Here is a 14,681-nt window from a genome sequence, read left to right as displayed (position 1 = left end):
GTGCCGCGGAAAATCCCACGGCGCAAGCGGACCGTCACGCCCCGAACACCGACCAGCCCATCCGCTGGGTCAGCCGCTCCAGGGCGACGCGGCCGAGATGGGAGTTGCCGGCGGCGTCGAGGCCGGGCGACCAGACCGCGATCGAGGCCTTGCCCGGTGCCACCGCCAGGATGCCGCCGCCGACGCCGCTCTTGCCGGGCAGGCCGACCCGATAGGCGAACTCGCCGGAACCGTCGTAGTGGCCGCAGGTCAGCATGATCGCGTTGATGCGGCGCGCCCGCTCCACCGAGACCACCGAATAGCCGGTCGACGGGTCGCGGCCGTTATGGGCCAGGAACCGCCCGGCGGTGGCGAGCTGGCGGCAGGTCATCGCGATGGCGCAGTGATGGAAGTAGACGCCGAGGGTGTAGTCCACCGGATTGTCGATGACCCCGAAGGATTTCATGTAGTTGGCGAGCGCGGTGTTGCGGAAGCCCGTGCGCTTCTCCGAGGCCGCCACCCGCTCGTCGATGGCGATGGCGGCATCCTGGGCCAGGAACTGCATGAAGCGCAGGATCTCGCCGAGGGCCTCGCGGGGCTCGTGGCCGGAGAGGATCACGTCGGTCACCGCGATGGCGCCAGCGTTGATGAAGGGGTTGCGCGGCACCCCGCGTTCCCGTTCCAGCTGGACGATGGAGTTGAACGGGTTGCCGGACGGCTCGCGGCCGACCCGCTTCCACAGCCGGTCGCCGACCATGCCGAGCGCCAGGGTCAGCGTGAACACCTTCGAGACGCTCTGGATCGAGAACGGCGTCTCGCTGTCGCCGCCGGTATGGACCTGCCCCCCGGCGTCGATCACCGCGATGCCGAATCGTTTCGGGTCGATGCGGGCGAGTTCGGGGATGTAGTCGGCCACCGTGCCCCGGTCGGAGCGCTGGGCCATCTCCTCGGAGATCTCCCGGATGACGTGGGCGAGATCGGGCACGGTGAGGCTCGGGCGTCGAGAAGCGTCGGAACCGGACCGGCTGGCGACGTCTCAGGCGATGCAAGGTCCGGTCCGGCCGCCGGCCGATCTAGCAGCGCGGGTCGGGCGTGGAAACAGGGCCGACCGGTCCGCCACCGTCTTCGCGAGGGGAGCGAAGCCATCCAGCGGAACCGCGTTCGGCGGCCTCGCGCCGCCCTGGATCGCTTCGCTGCGCTCGCGATGACGGCGTGCGGGCTTGAGGGAGATGCGTCACGCGGCGGCCAGCGCCCCCGCCATGGATTCCTTCTTCATCAGCTCGCGGAAGAAACCGTCCAGGTGGGTCAGCTTGTCGGGCGAGCCGTCCTGGGCGATCCGGCCGCCCTCCAGCACGACGATCCGGTCGAAATCCTGCAGCGTCGAGAGCCGGTGCGCGATGGCGATCACGGTCCGGCCCTTCATCAGGTTGGCGAGCGCGTGCCGGATCGCCTGCTCGGACTCCGCGTCGAGCGCCGAGGTCGCCTCGTCGAGGAGGAGGATCGGCGAGTTCTTCAGAATCGCCCGCGCGATGGCGATCCGCTGGCGCTGGCCGCCCGAGAGTTTCACGCCGCGGTCGCCCACGATCGTGTCGAACCCCTCCGGCAGCGCCTTGATGAAGTCCGTGCAATGGGCCGCCCCGGCCGCCTGCCAGACCTCCTCGTCGGTGGCGTCGGGCCGTCCGTAGCGGATGTTCTCGCGCAGGGAGCGATGGAACATCGAGACGTCCTGCGGGACCACCGTGATAGCCTCGCGCAGGGATTCCTGCGTCACCCGCTGGATGTCCTGGCCGTTGATCCGGATCGCCCCGTTCTGCACGTCGTAGAAGCGCTGGAGCAGCGAGAACAGGGTCGACTTTCCGCCGCCCGACTTGCCCACGAGCCCCACCCGCTGGCCCGGCTCGATCACGAGGTCGAAATCCGTGAAGACCGGGCGCCCGTCCGGGTAGTTGAAGGCGAGGTGGTCGAACTCGATCTTGGCGCCCTGGCCGGTGAGCGGCTGGGCCTCCGGGTGGTCCACGAGGTCGTGGGGCTGGAGCAGCGTGTGCAGCGCCTCGGACAGGCGGGCGGTGTGCTGCGTCGCGTCGACCAGAGCCACCGCGAGGTCGCGGGTGGCGGCCAGGATGCGGATGCCCAGCGTGCAGACCAGCACGACCTGACCGTTGGTGGCCTCCTTGGCCTCCCACATCTGGATCGCCCAGTAGAGCAGGCCGAACACCGCGAGCACGGTGAGCACCGCGTGCACGATCCGCAGCTTCTCGAGGTAGAGCAGCGAGGAGCGCCGCGCCCGCATCTCGGTGGCGATGGTGCCCTCGAAGCGCTGGCCCTCGCGCTTGAACGCCGAGAACGCGCGCACGAGCGACATGTTGCCGACGAGGTCGACCATCTCGCCGTCGACCGAGGCCGCCTTGGCGGCGAAGTCGTGGTGCAGGGGCTTGCCGGCCGAGGCCATCTTGAACATCAGCACGACCACCGCGGCGAACACGCCCGCCAGGATCCCCGCCATCGTGGTGCTGACGGTGGCGATGTAGGCGATCGACCCGAAGGCCGCGACGGTGGGCGGCATCACGTTGAACACGAACATGTTCTCGACCGTGAAGATCGCGTTCGAGGTCGCCGTGATGCGGGACGCCAGAGTGCCGGGCTGGCGGTCCGAGAAGAAGGTCGGGGAGTGGCCGGTCATGTGCCGGAACAGGTCGCGCCGGATGTCGCCGGTCACGCCCACGAAGGTGAAGGCGCCCGTCAGCGCGGCCACGCGCCAGAGCATGTTGTCGGCGGCGATGAAGGCGATCAGGACCGTCAGGGCGCTCCACACCAGCGTGTTGCCCGCGCCGGGCCCCTTCGTCAGGGCGTCGACCACGCCCTTGAGGGCGTAGTCGGTGGAGACCGAGAAGCCGACGGCGCCGAGCACCGAGACGAGGATGACCAGATGCGGCACCCAGCGACGGCGGAGATACCGCGCGACGAAGGCGAAGGGCCTCTCGGCGTATCGGTGCAGCTCTTCCATCGCGGTGACCATTCCGTATTCGCGCGGCTCTGGCTTACGGGTAAGGCGGAGTGCAGCGCGGGCGCAGTCTGACCCGCGACGGCAACGCGAGAGCGTTGCCATATGTTGCACCGGTCCGCACCTCCCGTGCGCTTTTATCCGTCAAACCTGAACACCGCTTGAGCGGGCTGGAAACACGAGAAGCGAAACTGGTGCCGCGGTTCTCAGGCGGCACGCTCCGCCGGCTGGCCCTCGGACTGGCGGGTCTCCGGCATGATCAGCGCCACCAGCATGAAGGCCGCGAAGCCCACGCAGGCGAGCCCGAGGAAGGCGCTGTGGCTGCCGAGACGGTCGGCCATCACGCCGGCGAGCGAGGTCGAGAGGGCGGCGCCGATGCCCATCGCGGTGCCGACCGCGCCAAGGGCGAGGTTGAAGCGTCCGGTCCCGCGGGTGAGATCCGAGACGATGAGCGGCACCATCACGCCGAGCACGGAGGCCGAGATCCCGTCGAGCACCTGGATGGCGACGAGACCGTAGGGGTTGGTGGTGTAGGCGAGCATCAGGCCGCGCACGGGCAGCGCGCCGAAGCCGAACAGCAGCACCGGATAGCGGCCGAACCGCTCGGCCGCCCGCCCGACCGCGGGAGCGCTGACCGCCAGCACCGCCTGCGGGACCATGATGCAGGCCGCGACCAGCGCGGTCGCGGTCTCGCTCGCCCGGAGCGTCAGGACGCTGCCGACCAGCGGCAGCATCGCCGCGTTGGCGAGGAAGAACAGCACCATGCAGGCCGAGAAGCACAGGAGCCCGCGGTTGGTGAGCAGCGTGCGGATCCCGTCCTGTCCGGCGGCGGGTGCCTGGGGACTCGACGGCTCCTTGAACACCAAAGGGTCGATGTCCCGGGCGCGGATGCGCGCCAGCGCGATCACCGCCGGGATGCCGAGCGCCGCCGTCAGGTAGAAGACCGCACCGTTCGACAGATAGTAGCCGATGGCGCCCATCCCGGCGGCGCCCAGCGCGTTGCCGAGCGCCGCGAAGCTGGCGTTGCGCCCGAGGCGCTCGCCGGCCTGCGCGCGCCCGACCAGACCGATGCTGATCGCCGCGATGGCCGGCGTCAGCACGCAGCTCGCCGCCGAATGCGCCGCCATGGCGAGCAGGACCACCGGGAAGCTCGGCCAGACCGCCAGCGCGAAGGCGCTGCCCGCGATGCCGGTCACCGCCACCGCGGCGGCGAAGCGCTTCGAGCGGACCACGTCCACGAAGGCCCCGCCCGGCACCTGCCCGAGCAGGGCGACGAGGCTGCCGACCGTGAGGGCGAAGCCGATGTCGGACTGGGTCCACTTCGCCTGCGAGAAGTAGACGGCCAGGAACGGCCCGAAGCCGGTCTGCAGATTGGCGACGAAGAACGCGAAGGCGTCGAGCCCATGGCGGCTCGCCGACGAGATCCGACGCTCGCCGATCGAGGCCCCGGTCACCGGCGCCGCCTCGCGCGGGACCTCGGTCACCTGATCCTGCAGGCGCTTGGGCCGCGCGCGGACATCCTGCCGGGGCATCTCGCGCTCGCGGGGGGAGACGGCGGTTCGTACCTTCAATCGGGCCACCGTCATTTATCCGGCGCCTTCTCGGGCGAGGCGGCGGGCGGGGCGGCGGGCGGGGTCTGGACCGGGGCGGCGGGAGGGGTCGGGGCTGGCGGTGGTGGAGCCGCGGCCGCGGCGGCGGGCGCGGCGGCCTGATCACCCTCGGCGGACGGGGCGGCGGGGCTCGCGGGGCCCAGCACCACGATCGGCTCGCCCGACTTGTACTCGGGCGAGACGCGGACCTGATTGCGCGTCAGCGCGACCGAAAGCTTGCGCTCCTTGCCGCCGTCCGACGTGAAGCGCAGGGCCCGCCAGTCGACCGCGATCTTGCGGGTGCCGACCCCGAGGAAGCCGCCGAAATCGATGATCGCAGCCCGCGGGTGCCCCTCCTTGTCGATGATGATGTCGATGACGCGTCCCAGTTCGTCGCCCTGGGCGCTGCGCACGCTGCGCCCGAGCAGGCTCTCGTAATCCTGCGTGTCGAGGACCGTGGCGGGCGTGCCCTGCTGCTGTTGCGCGGCCGTGGCGGCCGGCGGCGTGGGCGCCGGAGGTGTCGCGGCGGGTGCACCCGGAACGGGGGCCGCCGGCGCGGCCGGATTTGCCGCGGGGACCTGGGGCGAGGCTTGGCCGGACGCGCCGTCGCTCCCGCTCGCCTGGACCTGCGCCGCGGCTCCCGACGCCCACAGGGCGAGCGTCACGGCCGCGATCATCCGGTTGGTTCTGAACACGCTGCGTCCTCTGAGGAAGGGCTGGGCCGAGCCGGCACGCCGGTGCGACCGCGACCATCTCGGCCGGGTCCGGGCCGGCCGCCGGCAGGGCTTTCGCCTGCGGAGGCCTCTCGTGCCGCAGGACCTGGGCGAAGTTATGGATCCCGATCGCCGCGGCGCAAGGTTCGGGCCGGCGCCGTGTCCGGACCCGCGGCGCGGCCGTCTGGTTTTCGCCGCATCCCCGGATTAGACAGCGGCCGATAAGTCACGCGAGCCGCGGACATCACCGCGGCCCCTTTCGAGGACCACACGATGCCGACCCTCCCCTCGTCGAGGTGCCCCGCCCTGCGCGGCCTTGCGCTCGGCGCCGCACTCGCCGCCCTCACGGCCGGCTGTCAGGCGCTCGGCGGCGGCGGCGGCGTGATGCCGGCCTCCGAGGTCGGGCTCCCGCCCTCGCTGCGGGGCGCCCTGCCGAACCGCGAGGCGCGCAACGCCGCGGTGGATGCCGAAGGACAGCCGCTCCAGACCGCGCCGACGCGCCAACTCGCGATCCCCAAGACTGCCGGCGCCGCGACGCGCTCGGCCGATGCGGGCGAGCGGCGCATCCGCCGCGAGGATCTCGACGGCGGCAACGGCGCGGTCGGCGGCGGCGGCAGCAGCAGCGGCTCGATGGGGCCGACGATGGCGCCCGGCGGCAGCGTCGGCCTCGGCGGGAAGTTCTGAGGACGCGGGCCACCGTTGACAGTCCCGGCTGTCATATCCGCCGCGCGCGCTCCCTCCCCCCTCTGCGGGCTTGCGGCGTCGCACGTCGTCCGCTGCGCTGACGATGGGCCCCCGAGGACCCCTCGCCCCGCTTGCGGGGAGAGGGCGGCGTCGCGCTCGTCTCCCAGGGGATGCGTGACGCCGTCGTAGCCTTTGCCGGCGAGGCAGGAAGGCGCCCGATCACGCCCCTTGGGTCGGCGCCCCCGCGAGCACGCCCGGCTCGATGTCGACCACGTAGCCGCCGAGGTCGGTGCTGTAGCTCAGGGCCTTCCAGGGCAGGGGGTGATGGGTCTCGCCGAGACCCAGGAATCCGCCGAAGGCCAGCACCACGTAGGCGACCTGTCCGGAAATCTTGTCCACCATGATGGTGTGGATCGCGCCGAGGTGGCGGCCGGTCTGGTCGTAGACGTCCGCCCCCTCGACCTTGTGCGAGCCGATCAGCCGGGGGGTCTCGTCGATGGCGACGCCCTCGCCGGCGGGGTCGAGTTCCAGGGTTCCGGGCTTCCTCACGGCACGTTCGGTGGGCAGGTCCGTCGGCATGGTCGCTCCCTGAGCAGGTTTCGCAAACGCGGCCTCCGGTTCTGCGACGAAAACCTGCGGCCGGCCAGGGACCCGAGCGGCGGATGCGCGGTGATCCGCACCCCGTGGGTCCTGCGAACCAAGCGGGACGCGGGCGGCCGGTTCCCCGTGCGGCGCGCCCGGTACGGGGGCGGAAGGAGATGGGCCGAGCCGGTTCAGGGATCCGTCGTCATGCCGGCCTGGGCTCGCCGCTCGTTGACCCGGTCCCGGACCGCTCGGCTGGCGAGCAGCATCTCGAACCCGAAGGCGATCAGGGCGCACAGCGTGCACAGGATCGCCGCGCCGAACAGCCCGAACAGCAGCGTCGCCACCGTCGCGTCGCGGAGCGCCCCGACGAACAGCGTCAGCACCGAGCCGCAGGTCGCCACGCCGCCGAGGGCCGCCAGGAACACGGCGGCGTCCAGGGCCAGCGAGCGCTGGTGCAGCCGGTCAAGGCGCCGACCCAGGCGCAGGCGCTCCGCGTCCGCGGCCTCGGCGAGCAGCCCGGATATGTGGTCCGCCTGATCCGCCACCCGGGCGAGCCGGGCGCCGAACACGTTGAGCAGCGTCGCGATGCCGGACAGCAGGAAGACGGGGCTGAGCGCGACCTGGACGACGTGCGCCGTGCTTTCCAAGGCCGTGGCGAGGTTCGTGGGGATGATCGGATCGGTCATGGCGCCCGGCAGATGGACCGGGCGGCGCGCCGGGGCAATCCCGGCGGCTCAGACGAGGCCGCGGCCCGGTTCGGTGCCGGCGGTCGCCGGCTCGGCGCGGATGCCGACCCCAAGCGCCGTGACGAGCCCGGCGGCGAGCAGCAGTGCGAGGGTGAGGGCCGGGGCGAACATGCAAGCACATCAGCGGCAAGATTGTTAAGAACAGGTTTCGCGCAACCCGGATCGGTGAATCATCTTCGCTCCGGCCCGGATCGGCCGCTTCCGATGTGGATTTCCGCGTGTGCCTTGTGGATGAGACGCCCGTGAAGGCGATTTCCCCTTGGAACGGCAGCGGCACCGCTTAGTTGCTGCTATGCTGGCTCGGCCGTGGGGCGATCATGCCCCGGCCTGCGGCCCGAGAACCGGAGGAAGTTAATGGCCACAAAGACCGAGAAGGCTGCACCGAAGGCGGCCAAGACCACCAAGACTGCGGAAAAGCCGGCTCCGGCGAAGGCCGCTCCGGCCAAGGCCGCCAAGCCCGCCGCGACCAAGTCCGCCAGCACCAAGCCGAATGCCCTGCAGCAGCCGCTGAAGCCCTCGGCCGAGCTCGGCGCGATCGTCGGCACCAGCCCGCTGCCGCGCGGCGAGGTGGTCAGCAAGGTGTGGGACTACATCAAGAAGCACAACCTTCAGAACCCCGAGAACAAGCGCGAGATCATGGCCGACGACAAGCTGAAGAAGGTCTTCGGCAAGGACAAGTGCTCGATGTTCGAGATGAACAAGCACCTCGCGGCGCATCTGAAGGCCTAATCGCTCCCTAGAGCCAAGCCCGGCCCCCGTCCGGACTGTCGGCTCTAGGAGCATCTTGGAGCCGCCGCCTGAAGACGACGGGCGTCCGTGATCTCCCGGGTTGCGGCGACGCATGCCCGCGATCGGGAAACCGCAGGTCCGATCGGATCGAGGCGTGCTGCCCCGGGCCGGTTCGGGCCAGTTCGCGTTTCTCGGCGGTCGACAGCGCGTTGCGTGGGGTGACGGGTGCCGCCATCGGCCGGTGGTCCCGGACAATCCCCGGTGACCGTTCCAAGTGGCCGTTCGAGCTGTCTGACTGCGCGTCAGAGGTGGCTCGGTCGCGCGAAGGCCTAAGCAATGCCCTGCAGGACCCCGCCGTCCACGCGCAGTGCGGCCCCCGTGGTGGCGCTCGCCGCGGGGCTGCACAGATAGGCGACGAGATTCGCCACCTCCTCAACCCGCGCAAGCCGCTGGATCAGCGAGGACGGGCGGTGCTCCGCCACGAAGGCGCGCCCCATCGCGTCGAGGTCCGCGTCGGCCCGCCCTCCGGCCATCTGCGTCATGAACTCCGCCACGCCCTCCGAGAGGGTCGGCCCCGGCAGGACGCTGTTGACCGTCACGCCGCTGCCCGCGACCGTCTGAGCCAGGCCCCGGGAGATCGCGAGCTGCGCCGTCTTGGTCATCCCGTAATGGACCATCTCGGTCGGCGTGTTCACCCCCGACTCGCTGGAGATGAAGATCACCCGGCCCCAGCCGCGCTCGGCCATGCCGGGCGCGTAGGCCCGCGAAAGGCGCACGCCGCTCATCACGTTGACGTCGAAGAAGCGCTGCCAGTCGGCATCCGGGATGTCGAAGAACGGCTTCGGCTCGAAGATCCCGGTATTGTTGACGAGGATATCGACAGCCGGCAGCGTCCGCACCAGGGCCGCGACACCCTCCGCGGTGGCGACGTCCCCCGGCGCCGCGAAGGCCCGGCCGGATTTCGCCTCGCCCCGCAGCTTGGCCAGGGTCGCCTCCACCCGCTCGGGCGTGCGGCCGTTGATGCCGACTTCGGTCCCGAGATCGCAGAGTTCCCTGGCGATGGCGTAGCCGATGCCGGCGGTCGAGCCGGTGACCAGGGCCTTCCGGCCGGTGAGATCGAGGTCCATCGATGCCTCCTGTGTGCGGTGCCGCGTCAACGCGCAGGCCGAGCGCGGGTCGCATGCCCCTGCCGTCTAGCCGGCCCGACTCCGCCGCAGGACGCTGGCGCAGCCGCCGATCACCGCCAGCGCCGCCGCGCAGGACAGCGACAGGGTGACGGCCCGGCCGGGCCCGAGCCCGTGGGTCAGGCCGAAGATCACCGCCACCAGGGCTGCGCCCAACGACTGGCCGGTGAGCCGCGCCGTCGATTGCATTCCGCTCGCCCCTCCGGCCCGATCGCGCGGCGCGGAGGTGACGATGACCTTGTTGTTGGGCGACTGGAACAGGCCGAAGCCGAGGCCGCACAGGGTCAGGCGCCAGACGATGTCGAGGGTGGCGGGCGCCGCGGGCAGGAGCGTCATGCAGGCGAGGCCGCTCGCCAGCATGGCGAGCCCGATCCCACCGAGGATCCCGGGCGGGTAGCGGTCGGCGAGGCGCCCGGAGACCGGCGCCATCGCGGCCACGGCGATCGGCCACGGGGTGAGCAGGAAGCCGGTCTGGGTGCTGGAGAGGTGCAGCACGTCCTGGAAGTAGAAGGGCAGCGCCACGTAGGAGATCATCTGGGCGCAGAACGAGGCGACGGAGGTCGCCATCGAGAGCGCGAAGGCGGGGATCCGCAGCAGGTCGACCGGCAGCAGCGGCGCCGGCAGGCGGATCTGGCGCCGCACGAAGACCGTCCCGATCACCAGCGCGCCGGCCAGCTCGGCGACCGCCACGCCCCGCGCACCGGGATCGCCCAGCCCGTCGATGCCGATGATGAGCAGGCCGAAAGTCAGGGCGTTCAGGACGGCGCTCACGGCGTCGAAGGGCCTCCCGCTCGCCGGCGTCGCCGGCAGCGTGCGCGAGGCCACCGTCAGCGCCAGCAGGCCCACCGGGATGTTGACGAGGAACAGCCACGGCCAGGTCGCCACCGAGAGGATCGCGGCCGCCACGGTCGGGCCCGCCGCGGAGGCCACCGCCACCACCAGCGCGACGTTGGCGACCCCCTGGCCGATCATCCGGTGCGGGTAGATGAAGCGCACGAAGCCGATATTGACGCTCATGATCGCCGCAGCCCCGAGCCCCTGGACGATCCGCGCCGCGATCAGGAGGGGCAGGCTCGGCGCCACCGCACAGGCCAAAGAGGCGGCCACGAACACCGCGAGCCCGGGCAGGTAGACCCGCCGGAAGCCGAAGATGTCGCCGAGCGCCGCCAGCGGCAGGAGGCTCGCGGTCACCGCGATCTGATAGGCGTTGACCACGAAGATCGCATCCGCGGGCTTGACCGCGAGGTCCTTCGCCATGACGGGCAGCGCCACGTTGACGATGGCCCCGTCGAGGACCGCCATGGTCATGGCGAGCCCGATCGCCGTCATGGCGAGGATCCGCTCGCGCGGCGGCAGTCCGTCCTGCGGGCTGCCGCTTTTGGCGGCGCCTGAACCGAGCGGGACCTGCGCCATGCTCGCGCGCTCCTGCGGCGTCCGGGATGTCCGTGACGTCGATGGCTGGGGATATCCGGGTGCGGGTGCGCCGCGGACGCCGCTCCCTGTCGCGCAGGCGGGGCGGACCGTCGAGGGGCGCGATGTGTTCTATGTCACGGCGCGGAGGGGTTTGTTCCGGAGCCGCTGCGCGGCGGCACCGCCGATCAACCTCGCGCCGCTCAAGCCAGCATGTAGGTCAGCAGCGAGCGCAGCTGCGCCGGCTTGATCGGCTTGCGCACGAGCTCGGCGCCGGCCGCCGCGACCCGCTCCTCCACGGCGGCGGAATGGTCGGCGGTGGTCACGATCACGGGGAGCGGATCGAGGCGGCGCCCGCACAGGTAGGCGGCGACGTCGAGCCCGCAGGCGCCGTCATCCAGATGGTAGTCGAGCACGAGGATGTCCGGCGGCGCCGCCCCCGCCGCCACGGCCGCGCGCACCCCGGCGAGATCGCGAAACGTCGAGACCCGGGCGTCCCAGTTCTGCAGGAGGCGGGCGAGGGCGTCGGCCGTGGAGGCATCGTTCTCCACCACGAGAACATGCGCCCCCGAGAGCCGGGTCGCCACCGGCGCGGGCGGCGCCGCGGCGGCCGGGACCGCGCTCAGCGGCAGGGCGAGCGTGACCCGCGTGCCGTGGCCGGGCCGCGAGGCCAGGGTCAGGGGATGGTCCAGCGCCTGGGCCATGCGGTGCACGATCGACAGGCCGAGCCCTAAGCCCGGTTCTTCGCCGCTGCTCGACCGGGCGCTGCCGCGGAAGAACTCGTCGAACACGAGGGTGCGGTCCTCCTCGGCGATGCCGCAGCCCGTATCGGTCACCTCGACCCGGACCCCGCCGGCGCGCCGCCGGGCGGCGAGCACGATGCCGCCGGTGCCGGTGTAGCGCACGGCGTTCGAGACGAGGTTCTGCAGGATGCGCTGGAGCAGGACCCCGTCGCTGACCACGGTCAGGTCCGGGCAGCGCACCGCGAGCCGCAGGCCCTTGCGCTCGGCGAAAGGCTTGAAGCTCTCGGCGAGCTCGGCCAGCAGATCGGGCAGGAAGACCGGCTGCACCTGCGGGCGGACGATGCCGGCATCGAGCTTGGAGATGTCCAGCAGCGTCTTGATCAGATCCTCGATCGTCTGCAGCCCCCGCTCCACCTGGCCGGCGATGGTGCGGGCCTCCGGCGGCACGTCGAGATCGGCCAGCGCCGAGATCGACAGGCGGGCGGCGTTCACGGGCTGCAGCAGATCGTGGCTCGCCGCCGCCAGGAAGCGGGTCTTGGAGCGGTTGGCGGTCTCCGCCTCCTCCTTGGCGGCGGCCAGCGCCTCGTTGGAGCGCTCCAGGCGGTGCATCAGCCCGGTCAGCTCCTCGGTGCGGGTGCGGACGCGCCCCTCCAGCATGATCGCGGTCTGGAACAGCGAGTAGGCGCTGCCCCGCTGGTCCATGCTGCGCTCGACATGGGACATCAGCGCGGCGTTGATGCGCTCGAGCTTCTCGATCCGCCGGCGCAGCGACGCGTCGGTCTCCAGCCCGCTCGGATGCAGGGTCACGACGCGACCGGCGGCCGGTCCGGGACAGCCAAGCTCTTGTCGGCGAGGCCCTTGCCGATGGCGATGCCGGTGAAGGTCTGGTTCAGGTGCATCGCCCGGTACTGCTCGCCGAACGTCTCGAAGCCGACCACGTTGTAGCGGCGGTAGAGGTCGGTGATGCCGTGGCGGACCTGCCGGCTCTCGGCGTCGAGGCGGCGCAGCACGCATTCGAAGCCGATGATCAGGTCGACGCCGCCGAGCTGGGCGTCGAGGCGGGACAGCTCGGCCCGGGTGGAGGCGACGATGTCGCGGGGCTCGGCCAGCGTCAGCACCACGCCCTCGTCGACCGCGCAGAAGAAGCTGAGCGAGCCGTCCTCGTTCATCCGCCGGATCGAGCGGCAGAAATACTCGCCGCCGACCTTCACGGCCAGCGGATAGGCCGCGAAGCTCATCGGCGACAGGTTCTCGGGGTCGAGGCCGATCGCCATGGCGTATTCCCGGGCCGCCGGCTCGGCGTTCAGCTCCTGGACCTCGCGCCGCTCGCCGTCCGAGGCGGTCACCACGAACTTGGTCTGGGTCGGCTCGAAATTGTCGCTCTTGAAGATCTCCACGGGGAAATCGGTCTCGACCAGCACCAGCACCGCCGCCTTGCGGTGGATCCGGCCGCCGTGGAGCAGCACCGCGTCCCGGAAGCGCAGGTCGTCGCCGGCCGAGCCGCCGACGATCGGGATGCCGTCGAGGGCCCAGGCGATGGCCGAGACCACCGTCTCCTCGGCATTGGCGAGCCCGTCGATCAGCGACAGGGCGAAGCGGCGGCCGGCCGCGGCCGGATCGCCCTCGCGGCAGGGCTCGAGCGGGTCGAGGGTCCGGCGCAGGGCCCGCACCGCCGAGGCGGTCCGCTCCACGTCGAGATGGTCGATGGCGGCAAGCACCGTCGAGACGATGCGGAAGCGCTCGGCCGGAAACGCGATGACCACGAGACCGCGGTCGAGGCCGCCGGCCGGCGCGATGCCGCCCGACATCGAGCAGCCGGAGACCGGCACGCCGGGGAACCACTTCTCCAGCTCCCGGGCCAGCACCGCGGCGTCGTAATCGGCCGAGAAGAACACGACGATCTGCGAGAGGTCGGCGTCACCGATGGCCCGCGTCACATCGGCGACCGCGTCGCCGGCCGAGGCCGCCTCCGTCCAGGCCGTCCAGATGCCGCACAGATGGCGGCGCACACCCGATCCCTGAGCCACGTCTCACCCCCTGCGGACCCCCTCGGCGGGCTTGTCGCCCGCTCTTCAGCGTCTCGCGGTGAGTATGTCGCGCGCAATGGATTCGTGCAACGGTGGTGTTCCGCCGAGCCATCGCGGGTGTGCCGCGCCGGGCGTCACTTCATGCAGGCATCCTCGGCCTTCTCGAAGGCGGCGGGCTTGGGCTCATGCTCCGATGGCCGGTTGCGGCCGACCACGCCGTCCGAGCGGGCGCGCAGGTAGGTGTAGATGTCGGGCATGTAGCACATGACGTTCCGGTTATCGCCGAAGGCCGGCATGACCAGCTCCTGGGAGGCGTTCACGTCCTTCTTGCCGCCGACGATGATGCCGGCGAAATGCGCGTAGTCCATGCCCTTCAGGGCATCGACCAGGGAGGGCGCGTAGGTCGAGCCCATGCCGTCCGGTCCGTGGCACACGATGCAGTTGGCGTTGTACCGGAGGTAGCCCGACATCGTGTACCAATCGACCTTCTTGCCGTTGTCGGTCACGTGATAGGTCGGGTCGCCGTTCTTGTCGGTGTACTGGCCGTCCTGGACCTTGGCGGGCTGGGTCGGCCCCTCGCTCTTCAGATCCGCCGAACCGGCGGCGGGAGCCGGTGGCGCGGCCGGGGGCGCCGCGTGGGCGGGAAACGTCCAGAGAGACCCTGCTGCCAGTCCGGCCAGGATGACACCGGCAACCCCTTTGACTTCACACCGCATCGACGTTCCTCCTTCCGCCCACAGGCGTCGTCGCGCGGGTGCGGTGGGGACATAACGGCGCCCGGGCGGATCGGGCGCGCGGCGGTGTCATCACGATTTCGCGCTGGTGCCCGGGCGGCCGACCGGTCGCGGCGGATCGATCGCCTTATCCGCGTTGCGCACAGCGTTAACCTTTTGTTAATCGGCGGATTGCCGCCGGGCCGCCGGCGTGAGAGCTTTCGTTAACGAGAGCTTAACGGTTGAGACACGGCGATGCGGTTCGCGGTTACCAAGGTGCAGGGGCTGGTGTCCGGCTCTGCATCGCGTCAGCTCTCCCGCGGTCGCCGCGCCGCGTGCGGCCTGGCCCTGGCGGTCCTCGGCCTGACCGGCTTCGCCGCCACGTCCGAGGCCCAGACGCTGGCGAGCCTGCCCGCCGAGGTCGGCGCCCGGATCCAGGGCGAGGCGAAGCCGATCGCGGCGTGGGTGACGTTCTGCCAGAGCTACGCGGCCGAGTGCGGGGTCGACCGCACGGAGCCCGCGCGCATCAGCCTGACGCCGGCCATCTGGGCGACGATCGTGTCGGTCAACCGCCGGGT

The 14,681-nt window shown here is 71.4% G+C and carries 14 protein-coding genes and 1 pseudogene; 3 read left to right on the top strand and 12 right to left on the bottom strand.

Going from position 1 to position 14,681, the window contains the following annotated elements:
* Positions 1-34: 34 nt before the first annotated feature.
* The 4 genes from MKK75_RS20375 to MKK75_RS20360 all read right to left on the bottom strand — a co-directional run bounded on the left by MKK75_RS20375 (position 35) and on the right by MKK75_RS20360 (position 5,246).
* Positions 35-964, bottom strand: a complete 930-nt coding sequence (locus MKK75_RS20375) for a glutaminase (RefSeq protein ID WP_244044335.1) — start codon at positions 962-964, stop codon at positions 35-37.
* A gap of 249 nt (positions 965-1,213) precedes the next feature.
* A complete protein-coding gene (locus MKK75_RS20370) occupies positions 1,214-2,983 on the bottom strand; it encodes an ABC transporter ATP-binding protein (RefSeq protein ID WP_244044334.1) in 1,770 nt (589 codons plus the stop codon).
* 203 nt (positions 2,984-3,186) lie between these two features.
* Positions 3,187-4,566, bottom strand: a complete 1,380-nt coding sequence (locus MKK75_RS20365; RefSeq protein ID WP_244044333.1) for an MFS transporter — start codon at positions 4,564-4,566, stop codon at positions 3,187-3,189.
* Positions 4,563-5,246, bottom strand: coding sequence for a PRC-barrel domain-containing protein (locus tag MKK75_RS20360; protein WP_244044428.1), 684 nt, complete (start codon positions 5,244-5,246; stop codon positions 4,563-4,565). Before MKK75_RS20360 ends, MKK75_RS20365 begins: the two co-directional genes overlap by 4 nt.
* 309 nt (positions 5,247-5,555) lie before the next feature.
* On the opposite strand from MKK75_RS20360, the gene MKK75_RS20355 reads away from it, so the two are divergent.
* The gene (locus tag MKK75_RS20355) at positions 5,556-5,966 is read left to right on the top strand and encodes a hypothetical protein (protein ID WP_244044332.1); all 411 of its coding nucleotides are present in this window, start codon (positions 5,556-5,558) and stop codon (positions 5,964-5,966) included.
* 225 nt (positions 5,967-6,191) lie between these two features.
* Here the strand turns inward: MKK75_RS20355 and MKK75_RS20350 are convergent.
* From MKK75_RS20350 to MKK75_RS35820, 3 genes and pseudogenes are all read right to left on the bottom strand, one after another.
* Positions 6,192-6,545: pseudogene (locus tag MKK75_RS20350) on the bottom strand (PRC-barrel domain-containing protein); the annotation flags it as partial.
* Between the two features lie 194 nt (positions 6,546-6,739).
* Positions 6,740-7,237, bottom strand: a complete 498-nt coding sequence (locus tag MKK75_RS20345) for a DUF2721 domain-containing protein (RefSeq protein ID WP_244044330.1) — start codon at positions 7,235-7,237, stop codon at positions 6,740-6,742.
* Between the two features lie 48 nt (positions 7,238-7,285).
* Positions 7,286-7,408 carry a hypothetical protein gene (locus MKK75_RS35820; protein ID WP_279594011.1) on the bottom strand — a complete coding sequence of 41 codons (123 nt, stop codon included), beginning with the start codon at positions 7,406-7,408 and terminating at the stop codon, positions 7,286-7,288.
* Between the two features lie 243 nt (positions 7,409-7,651).
* On the opposite strand from MKK75_RS35820, the gene MKK75_RS20340 reads away from it, so the two are divergent.
* On the top strand, positions 7,652-8,026 hold the full coding sequence (locus MKK75_RS20340; RefSeq protein ID WP_244044329.1) for an SWIB/MDM2 domain-containing protein: 375 nt from the start codon (positions 7,652-7,654) through the stop codon (positions 8,024-8,026).
* A gap of 329 nt (positions 8,027-8,355) precedes the next feature.
* On the opposite strand, the gene MKK75_RS20335 is transcribed toward MKK75_RS20340, so the two are convergent.
* From MKK75_RS20335 to MKK75_RS20315, 5 genes are all read right to left on the bottom strand, one after another.
* Positions 8,356-9,153, bottom strand: coding sequence for an SDR family NAD(P)-dependent oxidoreductase (locus tag MKK75_RS20335; protein WP_244044328.1), 798 nt, complete (start codon positions 9,151-9,153; stop codon positions 8,356-8,358).
* A gap of 66 nt (positions 9,154-9,219) precedes the next feature.
* Positions 9,220-10,623 carry an MFS transporter gene (locus MKK75_RS20330; protein WP_244044327.1) on the bottom strand — a complete coding sequence of 468 codons (1,404 nt, stop codon included), beginning with the start codon at positions 10,621-10,623 and terminating at the stop codon, positions 9,220-9,222.
* 200 nt (positions 10,624-10,823) lie between these two features.
* Positions 10,824-12,170, bottom strand: a complete 1,347-nt coding sequence (locus tag MKK75_RS20325; protein ID WP_244044326.1) for a hybrid sensor histidine kinase/response regulator — start codon at positions 12,168-12,170, stop codon at positions 10,824-10,826.
* Complete coding sequence (locus MKK75_RS20320) at positions 12,167-13,372, bottom strand: FIST signal transduction protein (protein ID WP_244044325.1); 1,206 nt, start codon at positions 13,370-13,372, stop codon at positions 12,167-12,169. Before MKK75_RS20320 ends, MKK75_RS20325 begins: the two co-directional genes overlap by 4 nt.
* Positions 13,373-13,524: 152 nt before the next feature.
* Positions 13,525-14,106, bottom strand: coding sequence for a c-type cytochrome, methanol metabolism-related (locus MKK75_RS20315; protein ID WP_244044324.1), 582 nt, complete (start codon positions 14,104-14,106; stop codon positions 13,525-13,527).
* A 252-nt stretch (positions 14,107-14,358) separates the two neighbouring features.
* Between MKK75_RS20315 and MKK75_RS20310 the strand changes: the two genes are divergently transcribed.
* Positions 14,359-14,681 (top strand): transglutaminase-like cysteine peptidase (locus MKK75_RS20310; RefSeq protein ID WP_244044323.1); only part of this gene is annotated, 323 nt, incomplete at its 3' end.

It is taken from the genome of Methylobacterium sp. J-030 (genome assembly GCF_022829545.1).
Lineage (GTDB): Bacteria > Pseudomonadota > Alphaproteobacteria > Rhizobiales > Beijerinckiaceae > Methylobacterium.
Note: the sequence above shows the minus strand (reverse complement) of the source record. Positions and strands in the feature narration are given on the sequence as shown.

What these genes read in the sequence shown, in the direction of transcription:
- MKK75_RS20330 (WP_244044327.1), bottom strand. Translation starts at nt 10,623, where the DNA reads ATGGCGCAGGTCCCGCTCGGTTCAGGCGCCGCCAAAAGCGGCAGCCCG.
- MKK75_RS20365 (WP_244044333.1), bottom strand. Translation starts at nt 4,566, where the DNA reads ATGACGGTGGCCCGATTGAAGGTACGAACCGCCGTCTCCCCCCGCGAG.
- MKK75_RS20370 (WP_244044334.1), bottom strand. Translation starts at nt 2,983, where the DNA reads ATGGAAGAGCTGCACCGATACGCCGAGAGGCCCTTCGCCTTCGTCGCG.
- MKK75_RS20345 (WP_244044330.1), bottom strand. Translation starts at nt 7,237, where the DNA reads ATGACCGATCCGATCATCCCCACGAACCTCGCCACGGCCTTGGAAAGC.
- MKK75_RS20340 (WP_244044329.1), top strand. Translation starts at nt 7,652, where the DNA reads ATGGCCACAAAGACCGAGAAGGCTGCACCGAAGGCGGCCAAGACCACC.
- MKK75_RS20315 (WP_244044324.1), bottom strand. Translation starts at nt 14,106, where the DNA reads ATGCGGTGTGAAGTCAAAGGGGTTGCCGGTGTCATCCTGGCCGGACTG.
- MKK75_RS20360 (WP_244044428.1), bottom strand. Translation starts at nt 5,246, where the DNA reads ATGATCGCGGCCGTGACGCTCGCCCTGTGGGCGTCGGGAGCCGCGGCG.
- MKK75_RS20355 (WP_244044332.1), top strand. Translation starts at nt 5,556, where the DNA reads ATGCCGACCCTCCCCTCGTCGAGGTGCCCCGCCCTGCGCGGCCTTGCG.
- MKK75_RS35820 (WP_279594011.1), bottom strand. Translation starts at nt 7,408, where the DNA reads ATGTTCGCCCCGGCCCTCACCCTCGCACTGCTGCTCGCCGCCGGGCTC.
- MKK75_RS20335 (WP_244044328.1), bottom strand. Translation starts at nt 9,153, where the DNA reads ATGGACCTCGATCTCACCGGCCGGAAGGCCCTGGTCACCGGCTCGACC.